Source organism: Methylocystis rosea, from assembly GCF_003855495.1.
GTDB classification, from domain to species: Bacteria; Pseudomonadota; Alphaproteobacteria; order Rhizobiales; family Beijerinckiaceae; genus Methylocystis; species Methylocystis rosea_A.
The window spans coordinates 500,381-519,978 of the sequence record NZ_CP034086.1; the positions used below are offsets into that span (position 1 = coordinate 500,381).

Here is a 19,598-nt window from a genome sequence, read left to right on the forward strand (position 1 = left end):
TCCATTTGCGCTTCCCTCTCCCATTCACGGGAGAGGGTGGCCCCGCGAAGCGGGGTCGGGTGAGGGCGCTTCGATCTTCAAGAAGCGGCGCCAGCCCTCATCCGTCAGGCTTCGCCTGACACCTTCTCCCGCAAGCGGGAGAAGGGGCGCGCTTCGCGATGCGATTACTCCGCCGCCTCGGCGGCTGTGGGCGGCGCTTCCTCTTCCGGCTCCGCGTTGGTCAGTTCGACGTTCAGCGCCAGTGAGCGCATCTCCTTGATGAGCACGTTGAAGCTCTCCGGAATGCCCGATTCGAAGGTGTCGTCGCCGCGCACGATCGACTCATAGACCTTGGTGCGGCCGGCGACGTCGTCCGACTTCACGGTCAGCATCTCCTGCAGCGTGTACGCGGCGCCATAGGCTTCGAGCGCCCAGACCTCCATTTCGCCGAAGCGCTGTCCGCCGAACTGCGCCTTGCCGCCCAGCGGCTGCTGGGTGACGAGCGAGTAGGGGCCGATGGAGCGCGCGTGGATCTTATCGTCGACGAGATGATGCAGCTTCAGCATGTAGATGTAGCCGACGGTCACCTTACGGTCGAAGGTCTCGCCGGTGCGTCCGTCGAAGAGCCGCACCTGACCTGACGAGGCAAGTCCCGCCTTCTCCAGCATTTCGACGATGTCCTTCTCGCGCGCGCCGTCGAACACCGGCGTCGCGATCGGAACCCCGCGCTTCAGATCCTTGCCGACTTCCACGAGGTTCGCCTCGCTGAGCGAGGCGAGTTCCGGATCGTCGCCGTAGATTTCCGTCAACGCTTTGCGCAAAGGCTTGATGTCTTTGCTGCGATAATACGCGTCGACGGCCTGGCCGACCTGCTTGCCGAGACCGGCGCAGGCCCAGCCGAGATGCGTCTCGAGAATCTGTCCGACGTTCATCCGGCTCGGCACGCCGAGCGGATTGAGCACGATGTCGACAGGCGTGCCGTCCTCGAGGAACGGCATGTCTTCCTGCGGCACGATGCGCGAAACGACGCCCTTGTTGCCGTGACGCCCGGCCATTTTGTCGCCGGGCTGAATCTTGCGCTTCACCGCGACGAAGACTTTGACCATCTTCATCACGCCGGGCGGCAGTTCGTCGCCGCGCTGCAGTTTCTCGACCTTGTCGAGGAAGCGGTTCTCAAGCCCCTTCTTCGACTCGTCATATTGCTTGCGCACGGCTTCGATCGACGCCATCAGCGCGTCATCCTCGACGACGAAGGTCCACCACTGCGAGCGGGGATATTCGTCGAGGATCGCCTGAGTCAGCTTCTCGCCCTTCTTGAAGGACTTCGGGCCGGCGATGCCGACCTTGCCGATCAGCGTTTCACAAAGACGCGTATAGACGTTGCGGTCCAGGATCGCGAGCTCGTCGTCGCGGTCCTTGGCGAGACGCTCGATCTCCTCGCGTTCGATAGCCTGGGCGCGCTCGTCCTTCTCGACGCCGTGGCGGTTGAACACGCGCACTTCGACGATCGTTCCCTGAACGCCCGGCGGCACGCGCAGCGACGTGTCGCGCACGTCGGAGGCCTTTTCGCCAAAGATGGCGCGCAGGAGCTTCTCTTCCGGCGTCATCGGGCTTTCGCCCTTGGGCGTGATCTTGCCGACGAGAATGTCGCCCGCCTGCACTTCGGCGCCGATATAAACGATCCCCGCCTCGTCGAGATTCTTCAGCGTCTCTTCCGAAACGTTGGGAATATCGCGGGTGATCTCTTCCGGACCGAGCTTCGTGTCGCGCGCCATCACCTCGAATTCATCGATGTGAATCGAAGTGAACACGTCGTCCTTGACGATGCGCTCGTTGAGGAGGATCGAATCCTCGAAGTTGTAGCCGTTCCAAGGCATGAAGGCGACGAGCACATTGCGCCCGAGCGCCAGATCGCCAAGGTCGGTCGACGGACCGTCGGCGATGATGTCGCCCTTCACCACAAGATCGCCGACGCGGACGAGCGGCTTCTGGTTGATGCAGGTCGACTGGTTCGAGCGCTGGAACTTCATCAGCCGATAGATGTCGACGCCGGGCTTGCCCGGATCAAGTTCTTCGGTCGCGCGGATGACGATACGGGTCGCGTCGATCTGATCGACCACGCCGGTGCGGCGCGCCGAGATGGCGGCGCCGGAGTCGCGCGCCACGATCGGCTCCATGCCGGTGCCGACGAGCGGCGCGTCGGCCTTGACGAGCGGCACGGCCTGGCGCTGCATGTTCGAGCCCATCAGCGCGCGGTTGGCGTCATCGTTCTCGAGGAATGGAATGAGCGCCGCGGCCACCGACACGAGCTGCTTGGGCGACACGTCCATCGCGTCGACCTTCTCGCGCGGCACGAGCATGACGTCGCCGGCGTGGCGGCAGAGCACGAGGTCTTCCGTCAGATTGCCGTCCTTGTCGACCTGCGCGTTCGCCTGAGCGACGTGATATTTCGCCTCCTCCATCGCCGACAGATAGGCGACTTCGCCGGTCACCTTGCTGTCGCGCACGCGGCGATAAGGCGCTTCGATGAAGCCGTATTTGTTGACGCGGGCGAAGGTCGCGAGCGAATTGATCAGGCCGATGTTCGGACCTTCCGGCGTCTCGATCGGACAGATGCGGCCGTAATGCGTCGGGTGCACGTCGCGCACCTCGAAGCCCGCCCTCTCACGAGTCAGTCCGCCCGGGCCAAGCGCCGAGAGACGACGCTTATGGGTGATCTCCGACAGCGGATTGGTCTGGTCCATGAACTGCGACAGCTGCGACGAACCGAAGAATTCGCGCACGGCGGCCGCCGCCGGCTTGGCGTTGATCAGGTCCTGCGGCATGACCGTGTCGATATCGACCGACGACATGCGCTCCTTGATGGCGCGCTCCATGCGCAGCAGGCCGAGGCGATACTGATTCTCCATCAGTTCGCCGACCGAACGCACGCGGCGATTGCCGAGATGGTCGATGTCGTCGATTTCGCCGCGACCATCGCGCAGATCGACGAGCGCCTTGACGACCGCGAGGATATCCTCGCGACGCAGCGTCCGCGTCGTGTCCGGCGCGTCGAGATCGAGGCGCATGTTCATCTTCACGCGGCCGACGGCCGAGAGATCATAGCGCTCGGGATCGAAGAACAGCGAGTGGAACATGTTTTCCGCCGTGTCCATCGTCGGCGGCTCGCCCGGGCGCATGACCCGATAGATGTCGAACAGCGCTTCTTCGCGGATCGAGTTCTTGTCGACGGCGAGCGTATTGCGGATGTAGGGGCCGATATTGATGTGGTCGATGTCTAGCACCGGCAGCTCGTCGAAGCCCTTTTCGATCAGCAGCGGCAGAGTCTTCACGGTGATCTCCTCGCCCGCTTCGGCGAAGATCTCGCCGGTGGCGGGGTCGAAGAGGTCCTGCGCGAGATATTGGCCGTAGAGCTCCTCGGGCGCGACGCGAATTGCCTTCACGCCCTTCTCGGCGAGTTGGCGCGCGGCGCGCACGGCGAGCTTCTTGCCGGCTTCGAGAATCACCTGGCCGGTGTCGGCGTCGACCATATCGGCGACAGCCTTCACGCCCTTGATGCGCTCGGCGTCAAACGGCATGCGCCAGTTCTCGCCGTCCTGCGTGTACAGGATGGTCTTGTAGAAGGTCGACAGAATCTCTTCGCCGTCGAGGCCGAGCGCGAACAGGAGCGACGTCACCGGAATCTTGCGGCGGCGGTCGATGCGCGCATAGACGATGTCCTTGGCGTCGAACTCGATGTCCAGCCAGGATCCGCGATAGGGAATGATGCGGGCGGCGAACAGCAGCTTGCCCGAAGAATGGCTCTTGCCCTTGTCGTGGTCGAAGAACACGCCCGGCGAGCGATGCATCTGCGAGACGATGACGCGCTCGGTGCCGTTGACGACGAAGGTGCCGTTCGACGTCATGAAGGGCATGTCGCCCATGTAGACGTCCTGCTCCTTGATGTCCTTGACCGACTTCGCCTGCGTATCGGGATCGACGTCGAACACGATGAGGCGCAGCGTCACTTTGAGCGGCGCAGCGTAGGTCATGCCGCGCTGGCGGCATTCGTCGACGTCATATTTCGGCTGTTCGAACTCGTAGCGCACGAATTCGAGCAGAGAGACCTGCGAGAAGTCGGAGATCGGAAAGACGGACTTGAAGACGGACTGCAACCCCTCGTCAGGACGGCCGCCTTTGGGCTCGTCGACAAGGAGGAACTGATCGTAGGAGGCCTTTTGGACCTCGATCAGGTTCGGCATTTCCGCCGCTTCGCGGATATGTCCGAAGAATTTGCGGATGCGCTTGCGACCGGTGAACTTTCTCGCCGACGTCTGAGCCATGTCGCTTTTCGAGCCTCTTTCTTCGTTGAGCCGACCGTCCCGCTGCGAGAGGTCCTTGCCCGTCAGGCGCTCGTCATAGCGGCGGAATTCCCGCGTCCGTGAGCGCCTTTTGTTTATTGGTCGCAGCCCCGGCGCGCCGGGGCTGCGACGATCGCGACGCCGCCAAAGGCGGCGGAAGAATTACTTGAGTTCGATCTTGGCGCCGACCTTTTCGAGGGCGGCCTTGATCTTCTCGGCCTCGTCCTTGTTCACGCCTTCCTTGATGGGCTTGGGCGCGCCTTCGACCAGGTCCTTGGCTTCCTTCAGGCCGAGGCCGGTGATCGCGCGGACCTCCTTGATGACCTCGATCTTCTTCTCGCCGGTCGCGGCCAGGATCACGTTGAACTCGGTCTTCTCTTCCGCGACCGGCGCAGCGGCGGCGGCGCCCGGAGCGGCGGCGACGGCGACGGCGGCGGCGGCGGAAACGCCCCACTTCTCTTCAAGGAGCTTCGCGAGTTCAGCCGCCTCGAGGACGGTCAGCGCCGAGAGGTCTTCGACGATCTTTTCAAGATTTGCCATTTGTTGCGTCCTTTGAATTTGGTTTGTCTGGATGTCGGCCTCTTAGGCCGCGTCTCGATTGGCGTAGGCTCCGAAGACGCGCGCGAGCTTGGCGGCTGGCGCGGTCGAGAGCTGAGCGATCTTGGTCGCGGGCGCCTGGATAAGGCCCACGAGCTTGGCGCGCAGTTCGTCGAGGGACGGCATCGTCGCAAGCGACTTGACGCTGTCCGGATTCAGAGCAGTCTTGCCCATGGCGCCGCCCAGGATGACAAACTTGTTGTTGTCCTTGGCGAAGGCCACGGCGACTTTCGGCGCCGCCACCGGATCGTCCGAATAGGCGATCAGGGTCGGCCCCTTGAGCAGGGGCGCGATAGAGGCGACGTCGGCGCCATCGAGAGCGATCTTGGCGAGGCGGTTCTTCGCGACCTGGACCGTCGCGCCAGCATTGCGGGCCTGCTTGCGCAGGTTTTGCAGCTGGGCCACGGTCAGGCCGGAGTAGTGAGCGACGACGACGACGCCGGTCTTCGAAAAGACTTCGCGTAACGCCGCGACCGCTTCCTTTTTCTCCGCTCTGTCCACGGGTGCTCTCTCTACTGGCGGGAAATCCCGCCGGTTGCGACATGTCGCTCGCTTGAGGCGAGCGACGCCGTAGATCCTGTCCCCGTCACGGCGCAACGCCGCGGCGGTTGAAGGGGCGCGAACCAAATTCGAAGGACGCACGCGGGAAGCCCGTTTGCGGCCTCTAAAATTCCGGTTTCCCCGTCTGTGCAGGCCGCCTTTAAGACGACGGATCGCTCCGCCTTCCCTTGGGCCGATTGAGCCGCTACAGGGTAAAACCCCTTGCGTGCGCCGGCAGTCTCGGACAGGACATGGCCGGACGGGACACGAGGGAGAACCCCCGGGTCCGCCGGCCTATCCACCGCCTTTTCCTAAGCCCTGGAAGGACTTGAGTCGAGGCGGAAGCTCAAAACTGAAAAGGGGGCCGCAGGTCGATTGGCCAGCCCCGGATCGTCTATTTAAGGGGAGTAGAGGAGTTTGCCAAGGGGAAAAACGATGTTTCTCACCCAGTTCAGCGGCGTCACCACCGCCCCGGCGTGAACTCCATGCGCATGCGGCCGCCCCGGCTGGCGGAAAGCCGCGCGCCCCCAGTGCGAGAGGGCGGGCGAGAGGCGCTGCGGCCCGAAGCTTTCCCGCTGTGGCCGCCTTCGGCGGCGACGCCGGGATAGGTCGCCCCATGCTGACCGCGCGTCGGCCCGAAGGAGGCGAGGCAGCGGTTGTAGGCGTCGGCTTCCTTGATCGCTTCGCAATCGTCGATGCTTCGCGACGCGGCGAGCGCGGGAGCAGCGAAGAGGAGCGATGCGGCGAAGAACACGGCGCCAAAAATGCGGGCGTCATTGCGAGGAGCGTCGCGACGAGGCAATCGAGGGGCGGCCTCAAAGCGCTGGATTGCTTCGCTTCGCTCGCAATGACGGCTTGGTAGCCAATGACGGCCCATCATCCCCTCAGCGTTGCGCCGCATTTTTTTTGCGCCTCCGCCACGATCTTCTGGGCCACCGCCTCGATCTCCGCGTCCGTCAGAGTCTTTTCGCGCGGCTGCAGGGTGACGGCGAGACCGATCGATTTTTTGCCCTCGGGGACGCCCTTGCCCTCATAGACGTCGAAGACTGTGACATCGGCGATCAGACTCCGGTCGGCGCCCTGCGCCGCCTTCACTAGATCGCCGGCCGCCGCTGTGCGATCGACGATAAAGGCGAAATCGCGCGAAACCGGCTGAAGATCCGAAATATCGAGCTTCGGCTTGATTTTCGTCGGCTTCGCCTTGGGCGCGGGGAGCGCGTCGAGAATGATCTCGAAAGCCGCGATCGGCCCCTCGACGTCCATGACTTTCAGCGCGCGCGGATGCAATTCGCCGAAATGGCCGACGATGTTCTTTGGTCCGAATTGCAGCGTCGCCGAACGGCCGGGGTGAAACCATGCCGGCCCGCCGGAAACGATTTGCAAGCCGCCGGCCGCGACGCCGAGCGCATTCAGCAGCGCCATGGCGTCGGCCTTGGCGTCGAAGGCGCCGGCCGCGCGCGCCGGCGGCGCTGACCAGTGACGCCCGGCGCCAGCCAACCCGCGCCGCACGCCCGCCGCGGCGAGGCGCTGGCCGGTCTCGGTCGCATCGAGGAAGATCTGGCCGACTTCAAACAGGTTCTGATCGCCAAGCCCGCGCGCGGCGTTGCGGCCAGCGGCCGCCACGAGGCCCGGCAACAGGCTCGGCCGCATGTCGGAAAGATCGGCGGCGATCGGATTGGCGAGCGCCAGCGACGGCTTGCCGCCGCCAAACGCCTCCGCCTGCTCCTTGGAGACGAAGGACCACGTCACCGCCTCGACGAGGCCCTGGCCGGCGAGCGCGCGGCGCGCGTTGCGGGCGCGCTTTTGCATCATGGTCAGCACGGGCGGCGCGACGCCCTCGGCGCGCGGCAGCGGCGTCGAGGGCACGTTGTCGACGCCGATCATGCGCACGATTTCCTCGACGATGTCGGCCTTGCCCTCGATGTCCGGACGCCAGCTCGGCGCGGCGACATGGGCGATGTCGGCGCCGGCGTTCTCGACGCTGAAGCCGAGGCGCTCGAGAATCTTCGCCGCGTCTTCACGCGGCGCGTCGAGGCCCGTGAGCCGCCTGGTTTCGCTCCAGGGGAAATTGATCGCGCGCGAGAGCAGCGGCAGTTCGCCGGCGAGCGTGAGTTCCGACGGCTCGCCGCCGCAGAATTCCAGCACGAGCTTCGTCGCGAGCTCGATCCCCGGCAGTGCAAAGGCCGGATCGACGCCGCGCTCAAAACGGTAGCGCGCGTCGGTGACAATGCCGAGCTTGCGGCCGGTGTGCGCGATATTCATCGGGTCCCAAAGCGCCGTTTCGATCAGCACGTCGGTCGTCGAGTCATCGCAGCCTGAGGCCTCGCCGCCCATGACGCCCGCAAGCGATTCCGGTCCGGCCTCGTCGCAGATGACCACCATGCTCTCGTCGAGTTGATAGGTCCGCCCGTCGAGCGCGTGCAGAGTCTCGCCCATCTTCGCGCGGCGCACGATAAGATCGCCCTTCACCTTTTTCGCGTCGAAGACATGCAGCGGCCGCGCGCGATCGAAGGTGAGGAAGTTGGTGACGTCGACCAGCGCGTTGATCGGACGAAGGCCGATTTCGCGCAACCTCGCCTGCAGCCAGGCGGGGCTGGGTCCGTTCTTGACGCCACGCACGAGGCGAAGGCCGAAGAAGGGCGCGAGATGCTTGTCTTCCTGCGCGAAATCCAACGTCACGCCGACAGGGCAGGGGAATTTGCCCTCGATTGGCGCAATGTCCTTGTTCTTGAGAACGCCGAGGCCCGCCGCGGCGAGGTCGCGCGCGATGCCGTAGACGCCGGCGGCGTCGGGGCGGTTGGGCGTCAGATTGATCTCGATGATGGGATCGTCGAGCCCGGCCCATTGCGCATAGACGGCGCCGACCGGCGCGTCTTCCGGCAGATCGATGATTCCCTCATGGTCGTTGGAAAGTTCGAGTTCGGCGGCAGAGCACAGCATGCCGAGCGACTCGACGCCGCGGATGACGCCCTTGCCGAGCGTGATCTTCTTGCCTGGAATATATGTCCCCGGCGCCGAGAAGACGCTCTTCATGCCGGTGCGGGCGTTCGGCGCGCCGCAGACCACCTGCACCGGCGCGCCGCTCCCCGTGTCGACCATGCAGACCCGCAAACGGTCGGCGTTCGGATGCGGCTTCGCCTCGATCACCTTCGCGATGGTGAAGTCTTTGAGCTGCGCGGCGGGGTCATGCACATATTCGACCTCAAGGCCGATGCGCGTCAGCGTCTCGACGATTTCGCTGAGCGAAGCCGACGTGTCGAGATGTTCCTTGAGCCAGGAGAGGGTGAGTTTCATTTGTTGAGAACTTTGAAGTTGTCGAGCGCCGGCGCCAAGGGCTCGTCATGCCCGCGCTTGTCGCGGGCATCCACGCCGTGAGGCTGCGGAATGATGAAAGTGAGCGGCGTCATTCGTTTCGCGTCTCTAGTTTTCGGCGTTACGTGGATGGCCGGGACACGCCCGGCCATGACGCGGCGAATTATCGTTAGCTGCTCAACCCGCCCGCCAGCGTCGGGAAATCGAGCGGCCTGAAACCATAGTGCTCCAGCCAGCGCGTGTCGGCGTCGAAGAAGGCGCGCAGATCCGACATGCCATATTTGAGCATCGCCAGCCGGTCGACGCCGACGCCGAAGGCGAAGCCCTGATAGCGGTCGGGATCGATCCCGCAATTTCTCAGCACATTGGGATGCACCATGCCGCAGCCCAGAATCTCCATCCAGTCCTCGCCCTCGCCGAAGCGGATTTCGCCGCCCTGGCGCCGGCACTGAACATCGACCTCCATCGAGGGTTCTGTGAAGGGGAAGAAGGAGGGTCGAAAGCGCAGCTTGACGCCCTTCACCTCGAAGAAGCTCCTTAGAAATTCTTCGAGCGTCCATTTGAGATGCCCAAGATGCGTCGTCTCGTCGATGACGAGTCCTTCGATCTGATGGAACATCGGCGTATGCGTCTGGTCGAAGTCGCAGCGATAGACCCGGCCGGGGCAGATGACTCGGATCGGCGGCGCCTGCGACAGCATGGTGCGCACCTGCACCGGGCTCGTATGGGTGCGCAGCAGCCGCTTTACGCCTGACTCTGCGGTCAGAAAGAACGTGTCCTGCATCTCTCGCGCGGGATGCCCTTCCGGGAAGTTGAGCTTGGTGAAATTATAGTCGTCGCTCTCGATGTCCGGTCCCTCGGCGACGGCGAAGCCCATGTCGGCGAAGATGATGGAGAGCTCGTCCGTCACCTGCGAAATCGGATGGATGCGCCCGCGCTCCAGCGGACTCGCCGGCGCAGGCAGCGTCATATCGAGCGTCTCGGCCGTAAGGCGCGCTTCCAAAGCCGCTTCAGCAAGCCGTTCGCGTCGCGCGGCGATCGCCTCGGCCGCCTTGTCTTTTAGCGCGTTGATCTTCGCGCCTTCGGTCTTGCGCTCCTCGGGCGACATTTTTCCGAGCGTTGCGAGCAGCGCCGAAATCGCGCCCTTTTTGCCGAGCGAGGAGAGGCGCACGGCTTCAAGCGCCGCCTCGTCGGCGGCCTCGTCGATCTGGCGCAGCGTATCTTCTTCGAGTTTGGCGAGGTCGGTCATATTGGTTTCTAATGTGGACGTTTCCTCGTCCTTCGAGACGCCCGCTCCGCGGGCTCCTCAGGATGAGGAAACGTAAAGCGCGCCGCTTGCGCCCTCATGCTGAGGAGGCTCCGTAGGAGCCGTCTCGAAGCATGCGGGCGAAGTCAGCCGCCCCTTCGGGAATCTTGCGCCGCGTTCTGCCACGCGGGGGCCGTTCTGTCGAGAACGCCAGATCAAGCGCTCTAAGGCGCGGGGCGCGGCCGATGCGTGAAAATCTGCGCCAGCGCCGAAGAGACGACGCGCGAATCGACGTCGTCGGCGCGGCTCGTCAGCACGATCGGCACGCGCGCGCCGAGCACCAGCCCCGCGGTGTCGGCGCCGCCGAGGAAGACGAGCTGCTTCGCCAGAATATTGCCCGCCTCGAGATCGGGCGCGACCAGGATGTCCGCGTCGCCGGCGACCTCGGACTCTATGTGCTTGGCGTCGGCCGCTTCGCGCGAGATGGCGTTGTCGAAGGCCAGCGGACCGTCAAGCGCGGCGCCGGCGATCTGGCCACGGTCGGCCATCTTGCAGAGCGCCGCCGCCTCGATCGTCGACGGGATCTTTCCTTCGACCGTCTCCACGGCCGAGAGCAGCGCCACTTTGGGACGTTCGATGCCGATCGCATGCGCGAGATCGATTGCGTTGCGCACGATGTCGCGCTTGGTGTCGAGCGTCGGCGCAATGTTGATCGCGGCGTCGGTGACGAGCAGCAACTTATGATAATACGGCGCGTCGATCACAAAGACATGGCTGATCCGCCGGTCCGTGCGCAGTCCCGCGCCGTCTCGTATGACCGCGGTCATCAGTTCGTCCGTATGCAGCGCGCCTTTCATCAGCGCGTGCAGCCGGCCGCGGCGCACGAGCTCCACCGCCTGATCGGCGGCGGCGTGGCTGTGTGGCGCGTCGACGATCTCGACGCCTTCAAGCGAGACCCCGCTCGTGCGCGCGGCCGCCTCGATCTTCGCCCGCGGTCCGATAAGAGTCGGGACGATCAGCCCTTTGTCGCGCGCGGCGATCGCGCCTTCGACCGAGCGCGCGTCGCAAGGGTGGATGACGCCCATGCGGATGGGCGGCAGCGCCTGCGCCCGCCGCACGAGGGCGTCAAGCAAGGCGCCGCGCGCGCGGGCCTGCGCCACCATCGACCAGGGCGGGCGCGACGTCGCCGTCGGTTCACAGCCAGCGCTCTGGCTCATACGGCCTCCTTGGCTCAATTCAGCGGATCGCGAGCGATGCGATCGACGAAGAATTTCGTCGCGCGCGCCCAGGATTGATCATTATCCCCGCGAAAATCGAACCCTTGATGATAGATCAGTTCGCCCGTCGAGACGCGCGCGATTGACACGCCCATGCTGAGGATAAGCGTGCTGACCTTGTTGACGACGCCCGTCAGAACGAGATCGGCGCCGGCCTTGCGGGCAAGCGACAATTCGCAGCCGTTGCAGGTGCGAATGTAGGTTTGCTTCAAGATCGCGTCGAGATCCGCCGCGATGGGGCCCCGATCAACGACGTCATAGACGCGCCGCGCGGCGATTCCTGCGCCGATGTCGTCACGCGCCCGCGCCAGTCGTTTTGCATGTTCGGCGCTTTGGTCGACAGGCTCGTTTGACGTGTCGACCAGCTCGAAATCGAGAACGAGCAGGCGTTTGCGCGGCTCTTCGGCCAGCGCCGACGCGGCTTGCGACAGCGGAAGGGGCAGGAGCAGGGCGAATCCGAGCAGGCCGCGGCGGTCGATCATCGCGCTTTGGCTCCATATTTGTGGAGGTGCGCGCCATGGGCGGAAAGCCAGGCTTCGGCGTGATCCGTGTCGGCGCAGAGCCGCCGCGTCAGCTTCCAGAATCGCGGCGAATGGTCGAGATGCACGAGATGCGCGACCTCGTGGGCGGCGAGGTAATCGAGGACGAATGGCGGCGCCATAATCAGCCGCCAGGAAAAGTTCAACGAGCCGGAGGCCGAACATGATCCCCATCGGCTGATCGGATCGCGCAGGCCGACGCCGCGCGGCGGGAGACTGAGTGCGCCAGTGTGGCGGGCGACCGCCTCTTCGAGGTCGCGTCGCGCCTCCCGCTTCAGGTGATCCTGAACGCGGCGGTGCACATGTTCGGTCTGACCAGCGACGCAAAGCGTGAAGGGAGCCTCGGCGTCGTCTCTTGGCTCGATCCAGGTGACCCCCCGACGGTCCGGATGATGGGCGATCATATGATCGACGCCGCGAAGAGGCGCGACCGAACCATGCGCGAAAGGAATGGTTGCAGGAAGCCTGTCGAGACGCGAAGCGATCCAGGCAGCGTGGCGCTGGGCAAAATCTCGCGCATCGCGCAATGACGCCCGCTTCGGCATCGTCAACACCGCATCGCGTGCGGCGAAGCGCACACGCAAAGTGAATCGCCGCGCATTCTGTGACCGACGCAAAGCGACGAGAATTGTTTCGCCGGCGTGGACCAATGTGAGAATTGACGCGCCGCCAGTTGGCGTCGGTCCTTGGCGCAGGAGTCGAAGCATAGCCCTCATGCTAGCGCAAAGGCCATATGAGTCGCGAGTTCCAAAATTGCAGCTTGATGAAAATATTTCCCTTGCGTTGCCTTTTTGCGCGCGCTCCGATGCAGGCGACTGCGCGCGCTACAGATGGCGTTCAAGCTCACGCGCGGCTTCGGCAGGGCGTCGCGCCACGTTGAACGGGCTCACAAAGCGGCCGTTCTTGTCCATCAGATACACGACAGTGGTGTGGTCGACGGAATAGTCCTCGTCCTTGCCGGGCGCGCGCTTAGAGAAGATGCGATATTCGCGCAACACGGGATCGAGCGAAGCGCGCGGACCGGTGACGCCGATGATGCGCGGATCGAAATTGGAGAGATAGTCTTTGAGAGCCTCGGGCGTGTCTCGCTCCGGATCGACAGTGACGAACAGCGCGCCGACTTTCGCATCCGGGCCCATCGCCCGCAAGATTTCCGACATCTCGAAGAGCGTGGTGTGACAAATATCGGGACAGTGCGTATAGCCGAAGAAAACGAGGAAGGGGCGCCCGAGGAAATCCTGCTCTGTCACCTGCTGCCCGGTATGTGCGGTGAGCTGAAAAGGTCCCCCGATGGTTTCCGTCGACGTCGTGGGCTTGCCGCTGGTGAAGTAAACAAAGGCGACGAACATGAGCGCGAAGACAGCGCCGACGCCGATCAGCAGCGGCCTCGAGATGCCTGGTCCGCTGGCGGATTGCGCGCCCTTTGCGCCGCGCTTGACTCCCTTTGCGCCACCCTTCGATCCGTTGGCCATCGTGCGTTTCCTGATTGTTGTCATGGGCGGCGCGCGCCGCAGCGGGTCGCTGAGCGGACCGCGAATAGGATTAATCCGCGAAAACTATATGGGCGTCATTGCATAAGTCCACGTCGCCTGAATCTTTCGCGTCGTCGAACGCCCAACGCGCCTCAAAGCGGCAGCCTCTGGCGCCGGTGATGGGAAACCGCGTGCGGCCTCCGGCGGCCAGCGGCTTATCGAGCTTGCCGACGATGGCTTCCGGCGCCGTTTTGCTTTTTGCCGCCATGACGATCTCGAAGCTTTTCAGCGGCACGGGACGCTGGTTCTCCAGATCGATGGTTTGCGCCAGCTTCGCCGGCGCCGTTCGCGGCTTCGTCGCGCCGATCGCCTGCGCGACGCCGGCGGCGGCGACGACGCCGATCATCGCCAAGCGTAGCTTCATCGGACTTTCTCCCGGCGGGAACTTATCGCGCCCTTTTGCATTCGCCAAGCGCTGTCGCGCCCAGACCGCGCCGAACGGGGCGGACATGCGCGTCCTGCGCCGATGGTGTAGCTTCGCGCAATTGCGATTCCTGACTGTGAAGGCGCTTTAACCATGAGCGAAACTCCGAGCGCCGTTCCCGGCAAAATCCTCGTCGGCGCAAGCATGAAGGAAGGGAAGCCGCACGCTTACCACTACCTTCTGCTCGCGCTTGGCAATCGCCATGGCTTGATCGCTGGCGCAACCGGCGGCGGCAAAACCGTTTCGCTGCAGCGGCTCGCGGAAGGCTTCTCTAACGCCGGAACCTGCGTCTTTCTCGCCGACGTCAAAGGCGATCTTGCGGGCCTGTCGCAGCCGGGCGAAGGCAAGCCGGCCTTCGTCGCTCGCGCCAAGGAGATTGGCGTTCTCTACGAGCCCGACCGGTTTCCCGTCGCTTTCTGGGACGTTTTTGGCGAACAGGGACACGCGGTTCGGGCTTCGATCTCGGAAATGGGGCCGCTGCTTCTTTCGCGCCTGCTCGATTTGAACGACGTCCAAGAGGGCGTTCTGAATGTCGTTTTCAAGGTTGCGGACGAGCAAGGCATGTTGCTGCTCGATTTGAAGGATCTGCGGGCGATGCTCGCGCATGTTGCGGAGAACGCCGCAGCCTACAAACAGAAATACGGAAATGTGGCGCCCGCGAGCGTCGGCGCCATTCAGCGGCAGCTGTTGGTGCTGGAGACGCAGGGCGGCGCAAATTTCTTCGGCGAGCCGGCGCTCGACATCATGGACTTCCTGCGAGTCGATCGCGACGGACGCGGGGTCATCAATATTCTCGCGGCAGACAAGTTGATGCGCGCGCCGCGGCTCTACGCCACCTTCCTTCTTTGGATGCTTTCCGAGCTGTTCGAAGCCCTGCCGGAAGTCGGCGATCTCGACAAGCCGAAGCTCGTCTTCTTCTTCGACGAGGCGCATCTTCTCTTTAGCGACGCGCCGAAGGCGCTGCTGTCCGCGATCGAACAGGTCGTGCGTCTCATCCGCTCGAAAGGCGTCGGCGTCTATTTCATCACGCAAAATCCGCTCGACGTGCCGGACACGGTTCTAGGCCAGCTCGGCAACCGCATTCAACATGTGCTGCGCGCATTCACGCCCCGCGATCAGAAGGCGGTGCGCGCCGCCGCCGAGACCTTTCGCGACAATCGCGCCCTCGAGGAAGCCGAGGCGATCATGCAGCTTGGCGTCGGCGAAGCGCTGGTGTCGATGCTCGACGCCAAGGGAACGCCGGAAGTCGTCGAACGCACGTTGATCGCGCCGCCGTCCGCCCGCGTAGGACCGATATCGCCGGAGGAACGGAAAGCCGTCATGGCCGCGAGCGCCTCCGGGGGAAAATACGACACGATGGTCGATCGTGAATCCGCATTCGAAATGCTGCAGGCGCGCGCCAAGGGCAAGGCCGAGGCCGAAAGCGGCGCGGGCGGCGGTCTGCTCGGCGCGCTCGGCGGCATATTGGGCGGCATTTTCGGCAAGGGCGACAAGAATCGCATGTCGCCGGCCGAACTCGCGGCGCGCGCCGCAATTCAATCGGCGGCGCGTTCCGCCGGGACACAGATCGCGCGCCAAATTCTGCGCGGCGTGCTGGGCGGCATGTCGAAGTGAATTCTCGCCAGAAGATCGCGAAATCATAACAGGCAGAATCTTCGCCAGTCTTGCGCGCCAAACCTGCGCGGCCGAGCCTTCGAAAGCGCGTCATTCACATTGCTGAATCTTAATCCGTGCTTTAGCCTCCCTTCACGCAATTGTCATTTTCCAGCCCACTAGGGGCGCCCTATAATGACCCCCTGTCGCGGCCGGCGTTTCGTGGCCGCGCTTTGCGGACCCGCCTTACTCAGGGGGTTCGTCAGGAGGGACTTATGGCGAATGCCTTGCCAATCGTCTCAGAAGACGGCCTAGCCCGCTATCTATCTGAAATCAGGCGGTTTCCAATGTTGGAGCCGCAGCAGGAATATATGCTTGCCAAGCGCTGGCGCGAGCATGAAGACGCAAAAGCCGCGCAGGAATTGATCACGTCGCATCTGCGGCTCGTGGCGAAGATCGCCATGGGCTATCGCGGCTACGGCTTGCCGATCGGGGAAATCGTTTCCGAAGGCAATGTCGGCCTCATGCAGGCCGTCAAGCGCTTCGAGCCCGAGCGCGGCTTCCGCCTTGCGACCTATGCAATGTGGTGGATCCGCGCCTCCATCCAAGAGTATATTTTGCGCTCCTGGTCGCTCGTCAAAATGGGCACCACCGCGAGTCAGAAGAAGCTCTTCTTCAATCTTCGCAAGGCCAAGAGCCGCATCTCGGCCTTCGAGGAAGGCGACCTGAAGCCCGAGAACGTCGAAAAGATCGCGCATCGGCTTGGCGTGTCCAAGCAGGACGTCATCGACATGAATCGCCGCATGGGCGGCGACGCTTCGCTCAACACGCCTTTGCGCGAGGAGGGCGAAGGCGAATGGCAGGACTGGCTTGTCGACGACAGCGTCGACCAGGAGCATCTGCTCGTCGCCCACGAAGAAAGCGACAATCGCCTGAAGGCGCTGCGCGGCGCGCTTGACGTGCTCAATCCGCGCGAGCGGCGCATCTTCGAGGCGCGCCGACTGTCCGACGATCCTGTCACGCTCGAAACGCTCTCCGAGGAATTCGGCGTGTCGCGTGAGCGCGTGCGCCAGATCGAGGTGCGCGCCTTCGAGAAGGTGCAGGCGGCGGTGCGCGACGGCGTCGCGCGGATCGAAGCTGCGCCCGCGCCGGCGGCGCCGTAGACAGGGCTAGTCGCAGATCGTCTTCAGCGCCTTCCATTCGTCGTCTGTGAGCACCGGATCGGCCGTGGCTTTGTCCGCGGCCGAGAGCTTGGCGAGTCTGTCTTCGCTCAAGGGGTGATCGTGGAGGATGGTGAGGAAGCCGTCTTTTTCCTTGCCCGTCACGCGCAGCAGCAATTCGCCCATCGGTTTCGCGGGCCGGCCGAGGCGGGCGAGCGTTTGCGCCGCGAATGCGTCGGCCCGCGCCTCGGCTTCCCGCGAATTGGCGGCGTTGAGCAAAGTCTTGCCGGCGAAAACCACGGCGCCGCCGCCGGCCACGTCGCCAAACAGCAGGCCGAAGAGATAGGCGGTTCCGCCATCGGCGATGATGCGGCGCAGGTGATCGCGGTTCTGCAAATGACCGAGTTCATGCGCCAACACGCCCAGGATTTCATCCTGCGACTGCGCCTTCTCCAATAGTCCCGCAAGGACGAACACCTTGCCTCCTGGAAGCGCGAAGGCGTTCGGCGTTTTTTCGGAGAGCGCCTCGATGGTCGCCGTCACGCGAAGGCCGGACGCGTCCTGCAAGCGTTTGGAGAGCTTCGCGAGCGCGGCCGAACCCTTCGGCGTTGTGCAGTTCTTGCCGTCGAACATCTGGCGCATCTGGCGTTCGGCCACTTCGCCAATACGGTTTTCCCATGAAATGGGCACGAGCGGCGCCAAGCGGTCCGCGGCGAAGGGAACGCCGAACCAAACGAGGCCGACGATCGAAGCGGTCGCGGCGAGCGACCACGTTACGATTTTGAGCGTCGAACCTTCGTGCGCCGCGTCATCCGCGAGCTTCGGACAATGGCGTTCGACCTCGCGCTGAGCGTCGCCATCGCGGATGTCGAGATGCGCCAATTGCGCGGCGCTTATCGACCGCAGCCGCATCAGGTCGGCTGGCGCGGGGATGCGGCGCACGTCTGTGTACGACCATGCCGAGAGAGCCGCGCCGTCCTCGCATATTTCCAGCGTCGGACCGAAAGCGAGCGAGACGCGGCGCTTCTTGTTCACGACACCGTCGAAATAGATCGCCTCGAATTTTTCGTTCACGCCGTCAGAATCCTGCGACGTCGAGACTGTCGGCGAAGCCTTCGCCGAGCGCGGTGGGCGACGACGCGTCGAGCCGCATCGCGACTTCTTGCGCCGTGTGCAGATTATGAATCGTCAGCGAATTGACGACGATCCGCCACACCCGCTGGACGAAGTAGGTTCGCCATAGAATCGAATATTGCACGATCAGCGCAAGATAGAAGAATACAGCCAAGACGACGCCGAGGATTTTGGGCAGGAAGGCGATGGCGAGCGCCGCGCCGATCCCCGCCGCCAGCAGCGAAGCGAAAAAAAGGCCGACGAAGATCCAATAATTTCTAGTCAGCGCGTGGCGCTCCAGGGTCGAGGCCGCCCGCACGTCGCCGATGCGCACGCCTTCCAGCCACCACTTCCACTGCAGGGCCTTAAACCGCGCATATATGAAGACCCAGGCTGGAAGGGTCGGCAGTATCAACAGGAACCAAGCGCCTTGCTTCGTGAGTTCATAGAGGACAGGACCCACCAAATAAGCCGCCGCCGTGAAGGCGGCGCCGATCCAAAGCATCCAGCCCTGTTTGAAGAAACTGCCGCCGGTTGCAATGAAGTCGCCACGAAGATCGCCGTAGTAGGTGTGCCGCATCTTGTAGCGTTCCAATGCCGCCTGCATCCACGGCAGCGCTAACCCGAGCGTGACGACGCTGACAAAACCCCAGCCCATGGCGCGCAGCGCATAGGAAACGCCGGAGCCATCCATGTGAAAGCGCAGCCCTCGCCAGGCGGTGCGATGCAAGCGGTAACGCCGCGCCCGATAGACCGCAAACTGCCAAAAGGTCAAAAAGAACACGCCGAACAGGGACGACGCGAACGATTGTGCGCGTTCCGCTTCGACGCCGAGCAGAAAAGACGCGAGATAGAGTGGGGCGAGGATCGCGATAGCGAAGAGAAAGCCGATGAGCAGTTCGCGCGCCGTGCCAAGATAGGCGAAGGCGTCGCCGTCTAGCACCGTATGCGACCACAGATGCTGGCGGATTTTGGTCGCCAGCCAAAAGCGGTAGAAGCCAAAGGTGACGATCTCAAGGAGCGCGCCTTTGCGCAGAAGGTCGCGAAATTCGTCGTTGTCGCCCGTGAAAACAATGTCGCTCGACTCCGGCGCGCGCTGCGCCGCGTCTACTGTCATGTCGTTCATGAAAAAAGCCCCCTTGAACAGGGCGAATACTGCACCGCGACATGACCTTGAGCAAGCCTGTCCCGCGCCGCATCGACGCTATATTAAGAACCAGCAATAAGAGATCAATTTCAGAACGCGGGTGGATAAGACATGTCCCATTGGCTCATCGCCGGCGCGAGCCGCGGCATTGGATTGGAGGCTGCGCGTCAGCTTTCAGCGCGAGGGGAGCGCGTGACCGCGAGCGCGCGCAGCGCGGCGGGCATGGCGGCGCTGAAAGCGGCCGCGCCTGAGGCGACGACATTGCAGTTCGACGTGCGCGACGAGGCCCAGATCAAGGCCGCCGCCGCACGGGTTTCCGATCCTGTCGACGTGCTCATCGTCAACGCCGGCGCCTATGGGCCGCAGCGCCAATCCTCCACCGACATGGATTTCGAAGGCGCGCTCGATCTTCTCTCGGTCAATACGCTGGGTCCGCTGCGCGTCGTCCAGGCCTTTCTTCCGCTTATAAAACGCGGCGCGCGTCCCCGCATCGTCATGATGTCGAGCATACTCGGCTCAATGTCGCTCGAGGGGACATTCAATGTCGCTTACCGCGTATCTAAAGCGGGGCTGAACAAGATCGCGCAATGTCTCGCCGCCGATCTGAAGGCGGAAGGCGTCATCGTCGTCGCGATGCATCCCGGCTGGGTGCGCACCGACATGGGCGGGGCGGACGCCACGCTCGACGTGCGCGACAGCGTGGCCGGAATCATTCGTGTCGCCGAGTCGCTGACCCTCGCCGATACGCGCCGCTATCTCGACTACCGCGGCCAAGACATTCCCTGGTGAAGCAGGACAC

16 protein-coding genes are annotated in these 19,598 nt (G+C 63.8%); 3 read left to right on the forward strand and 13 right to left on the reverse strand.

Translation table 11 applies throughout. The features are described 5' to 3' along the window. Positions 1-164 precede the first annotated feature (164 nt). From rpoB to EHO51_RS02350, 11 genes are all read right to left on the reverse strand, one after another. Positions 165-4,301, reverse strand: coding sequence for a DNA-directed RNA polymerase subunit beta (gene rpoB, locus EHO51_RS02300; RefSeq protein ID WP_124737530.1), 4,137 nt, complete (start codon positions 4,299-4,301; stop codon positions 165-167). Positions 4,302-4,481: 180 nt separating this feature from the next. Beyond that, on the reverse strand, positions 4,482-4,859 hold the full coding sequence (gene rplL, locus EHO51_RS02305; protein ID WP_124737531.1) for a 50S ribosomal protein L7/L12: 378 nt from the start codon (positions 4,857-4,859) through the stop codon (positions 4,482-4,484). Positions 4,860-4,901: 42 nt separating this feature from the next. Beyond that, entirely contained in the window at positions 4,902-5,417 is a 516-nt protein-coding gene (gene rplJ, locus EHO51_RS02310; protein WP_018407366.1) for a 50S ribosomal protein L10, read from the reverse strand. Positions 5,418-5,916: 499 nt separating this feature from the next. Continuing rightward, the gene (locus EHO51_RS02315) at positions 5,917-6,258 is read right to left on the reverse strand and encodes a hypothetical protein (RefSeq protein WP_245434712.1); all 342 of its coding nucleotides are present in this window, start codon (positions 6,256-6,258) and stop codon (positions 5,917-5,919) included. Positions 6,259-6,332: 74 nt separating this feature from the next. Continuing rightward, positions 6,333-8,750, reverse strand: a complete 2,418-nt coding sequence (gene pheT, locus EHO51_RS02320; protein WP_124737533.1) for a phenylalanine--tRNA ligase subunit beta — start codon at positions 8,748-8,750, stop codon at positions 6,333-6,335. Positions 8,751-8,937: 187 nt separating this feature from the next. After that, positions 8,938-10,017, reverse strand: coding sequence for a phenylalanine--tRNA ligase subunit alpha (gene pheS, locus EHO51_RS02325; protein ID WP_124737534.1), 1,080 nt, complete (start codon positions 10,015-10,017; stop codon positions 8,938-8,940). A 221-nt stretch (positions 10,018-10,238) separates the two neighbouring features. Beyond that, positions 10,239-11,177: a bifunctional enoyl-CoA hydratase/phosphate acetyltransferase gene (locus EHO51_RS02330; protein WP_124740005.1), complete on the reverse strand. Its 939-nt coding sequence runs from the start codon at positions 11,175-11,177 to the stop codon at positions 10,239-10,241. Positions 11,178-11,245: 68 nt separating this feature from the next. Then, positions 11,246-11,773, reverse strand: a complete 528-nt coding sequence (locus EHO51_RS02335; RefSeq protein WP_124737535.1) for a DUF3280 domain-containing protein — start codon at positions 11,771-11,773, stop codon at positions 11,246-11,248. Continuing rightward, positions 11,770-12,537, reverse strand: a complete 768-nt coding sequence (locus EHO51_RS02340) for a M48 family metallopeptidase (RefSeq protein ID WP_124737536.1) — start codon at positions 12,535-12,537, stop codon at positions 11,770-11,772. Before EHO51_RS02340 ends, EHO51_RS02335 begins: the two co-directional genes overlap by 4 nt. Positions 12,538-12,654: 117 nt before the next feature. Beyond that, positions 12,655-13,302, reverse strand: a complete 648-nt coding sequence (locus EHO51_RS02345; protein WP_124737537.1) for an SCO family protein — start codon at positions 13,300-13,302, stop codon at positions 12,655-12,657. A 70-nt stretch (positions 13,303-13,372) separates the two neighbouring features. Continuing rightward, positions 13,373-13,726 (reverse strand): hypothetical protein, encoded by a 354-nt coding sequence (locus EHO51_RS02350; RefSeq protein ID WP_124737538.1) that lies wholly within the window; start codon positions 13,724-13,726, stop codon positions 13,373-13,375. A 153-nt stretch (positions 13,727-13,879) separates the two neighbouring features. On the opposite strand from EHO51_RS02350, the gene EHO51_RS02355 reads away from it, so the two are divergent. Both EHO51_RS02355 and rpoH read left to right on the forward strand, forming a co-directional pair. Next, positions 13,880-15,400 (forward strand): helicase HerA-like domain-containing protein, encoded by a 1,521-nt coding sequence (locus EHO51_RS02355; RefSeq protein WP_205788990.1) that lies wholly within the window; start codon positions 13,880-13,882, stop codon positions 15,398-15,400. A gap of 254 nt (positions 15,401-15,654) precedes the next feature. Then, positions 15,655-16,542, forward strand: coding sequence for an RNA polymerase sigma factor RpoH (gene rpoH / locus EHO51_RS02360; RefSeq protein WP_124737539.1), 888 nt, complete (start codon positions 15,655-15,657; stop codon positions 16,540-16,542). A 6-nt stretch (positions 16,543-16,548) separates the two neighbouring features. Here the strand turns inward: rpoH and EHO51_RS02365 are convergent, their stop codons facing one another. Beyond that, entirely contained in the window at positions 16,549-17,613 is a 1,065-nt protein-coding gene (locus tag EHO51_RS02365) for a M48 family metallopeptidase (protein ID WP_124737540.1), read from the reverse strand. A 4-nt stretch (positions 17,614-17,617) separates the two neighbouring features. Beyond that, positions 17,618-18,778 (reverse strand): YjgN family protein, encoded by a 1,161-nt coding sequence (locus EHO51_RS02370; protein ID WP_124737541.1) that lies wholly within the window; start codon positions 18,776-18,778, stop codon positions 17,618-17,620. Between the two features lie 132 nt (positions 18,779-18,910). Between EHO51_RS02370 and EHO51_RS02375 the strand changes: the two genes are divergently transcribed. Then, entirely contained in the window at positions 18,911-19,588 is a 678-nt protein-coding gene (locus tag EHO51_RS02375) for an SDR family oxidoreductase (protein WP_124737542.1), read from the forward strand. Positions 19,589-19,598 lie beyond the last annotated feature (10 nt).

What these genes read in the sequence shown, in the direction of transcription:
- rpoB (WP_124737530.1), bottom strand. Translation starts at nt 4,301, where the DNA reads ATGGCTCAGACGTCGGCGAGAAAGTTCACCGGTCGCAAGCGCATCCGC.
- rplL (WP_124737531.1), bottom strand. Translation starts at nt 4,859, where the DNA reads ATGGCAAATCTTGAAAAGATCGTCGAAGACCTCTCGGCGCTGACCGTC.
- pheT (WP_124737533.1), bottom strand. Translation starts at nt 8,750, where the DNA reads ATGAAACTCACCCTCTCCTGGCTCAAGGAACATCTCGACACGTCGGCT.
- pheS (WP_124737534.1), bottom strand. Translation starts at nt 10,017, where the DNA reads ATGACCGACCTCGCCAAACTCGAAGAAGATACGCTGCGCCAGATCGAC.
- EHO51_RS02330 (WP_124740005.1), bottom strand. Translation starts at nt 11,177, where the DNA reads ATGGTGGCGCAGGCCCGCGCGCGCGGCGCCTTGCTTGACGCCCTCGTG.
- EHO51_RS02335 (WP_124737535.1), bottom strand. Translation starts at nt 11,773, where the DNA reads ATGATCGACCGCCGCGGCCTGCTCGGATTCGCCCTGCTCCTGCCCCTT.
- EHO51_RS02340 (WP_124737536.1), bottom strand. Translation starts at nt 12,537, where the DNA reads ATGCTTCGACTCCTGCGCCAAGGACCGACGCCAACTGGCGGCGCGTCA.
- EHO51_RS02345 (WP_124737537.1), bottom strand. Translation starts at nt 13,302, where the DNA reads ATGGCCAACGGATCGAAGGGTGGCGCAAAGGGAGTCAAGCGCGGCGCA.
- EHO51_RS02350 (WP_124737538.1), bottom strand. Translation starts at nt 13,726, where the DNA reads ATGAAGCTACGCTTGGCGATGATCGGCGTCGTCGCCGCCGCCGGCGTC.
- EHO51_RS02355 (WP_205788990.1), top strand. Translation starts at nt 13,880, where the DNA reads ATGAGCGAAACTCCGAGCGCCGTTCCCGGCAAAATCCTCGTCGGCGCA.
- rpoH (WP_124737539.1), top strand. Translation starts at nt 15,655, where the DNA reads ATGGCGAATGCCTTGCCAATCGTCTCAGAAGACGGCCTAGCCCGCTAT.
- EHO51_RS02370 (WP_124737541.1), bottom strand. Translation starts at nt 18,778, where the DNA reads ATGAACGACATGACAGTAGACGCGGCGCAGCGCGCGCCGGAGTCGAGC.
- EHO51_RS02375 (WP_124737542.1), top strand. Translation starts at nt 18,911, where the DNA reads ATGTCCCATTGGCTCATCGCCGGCGCGAGCCGCGGCATTGGATTGGAG.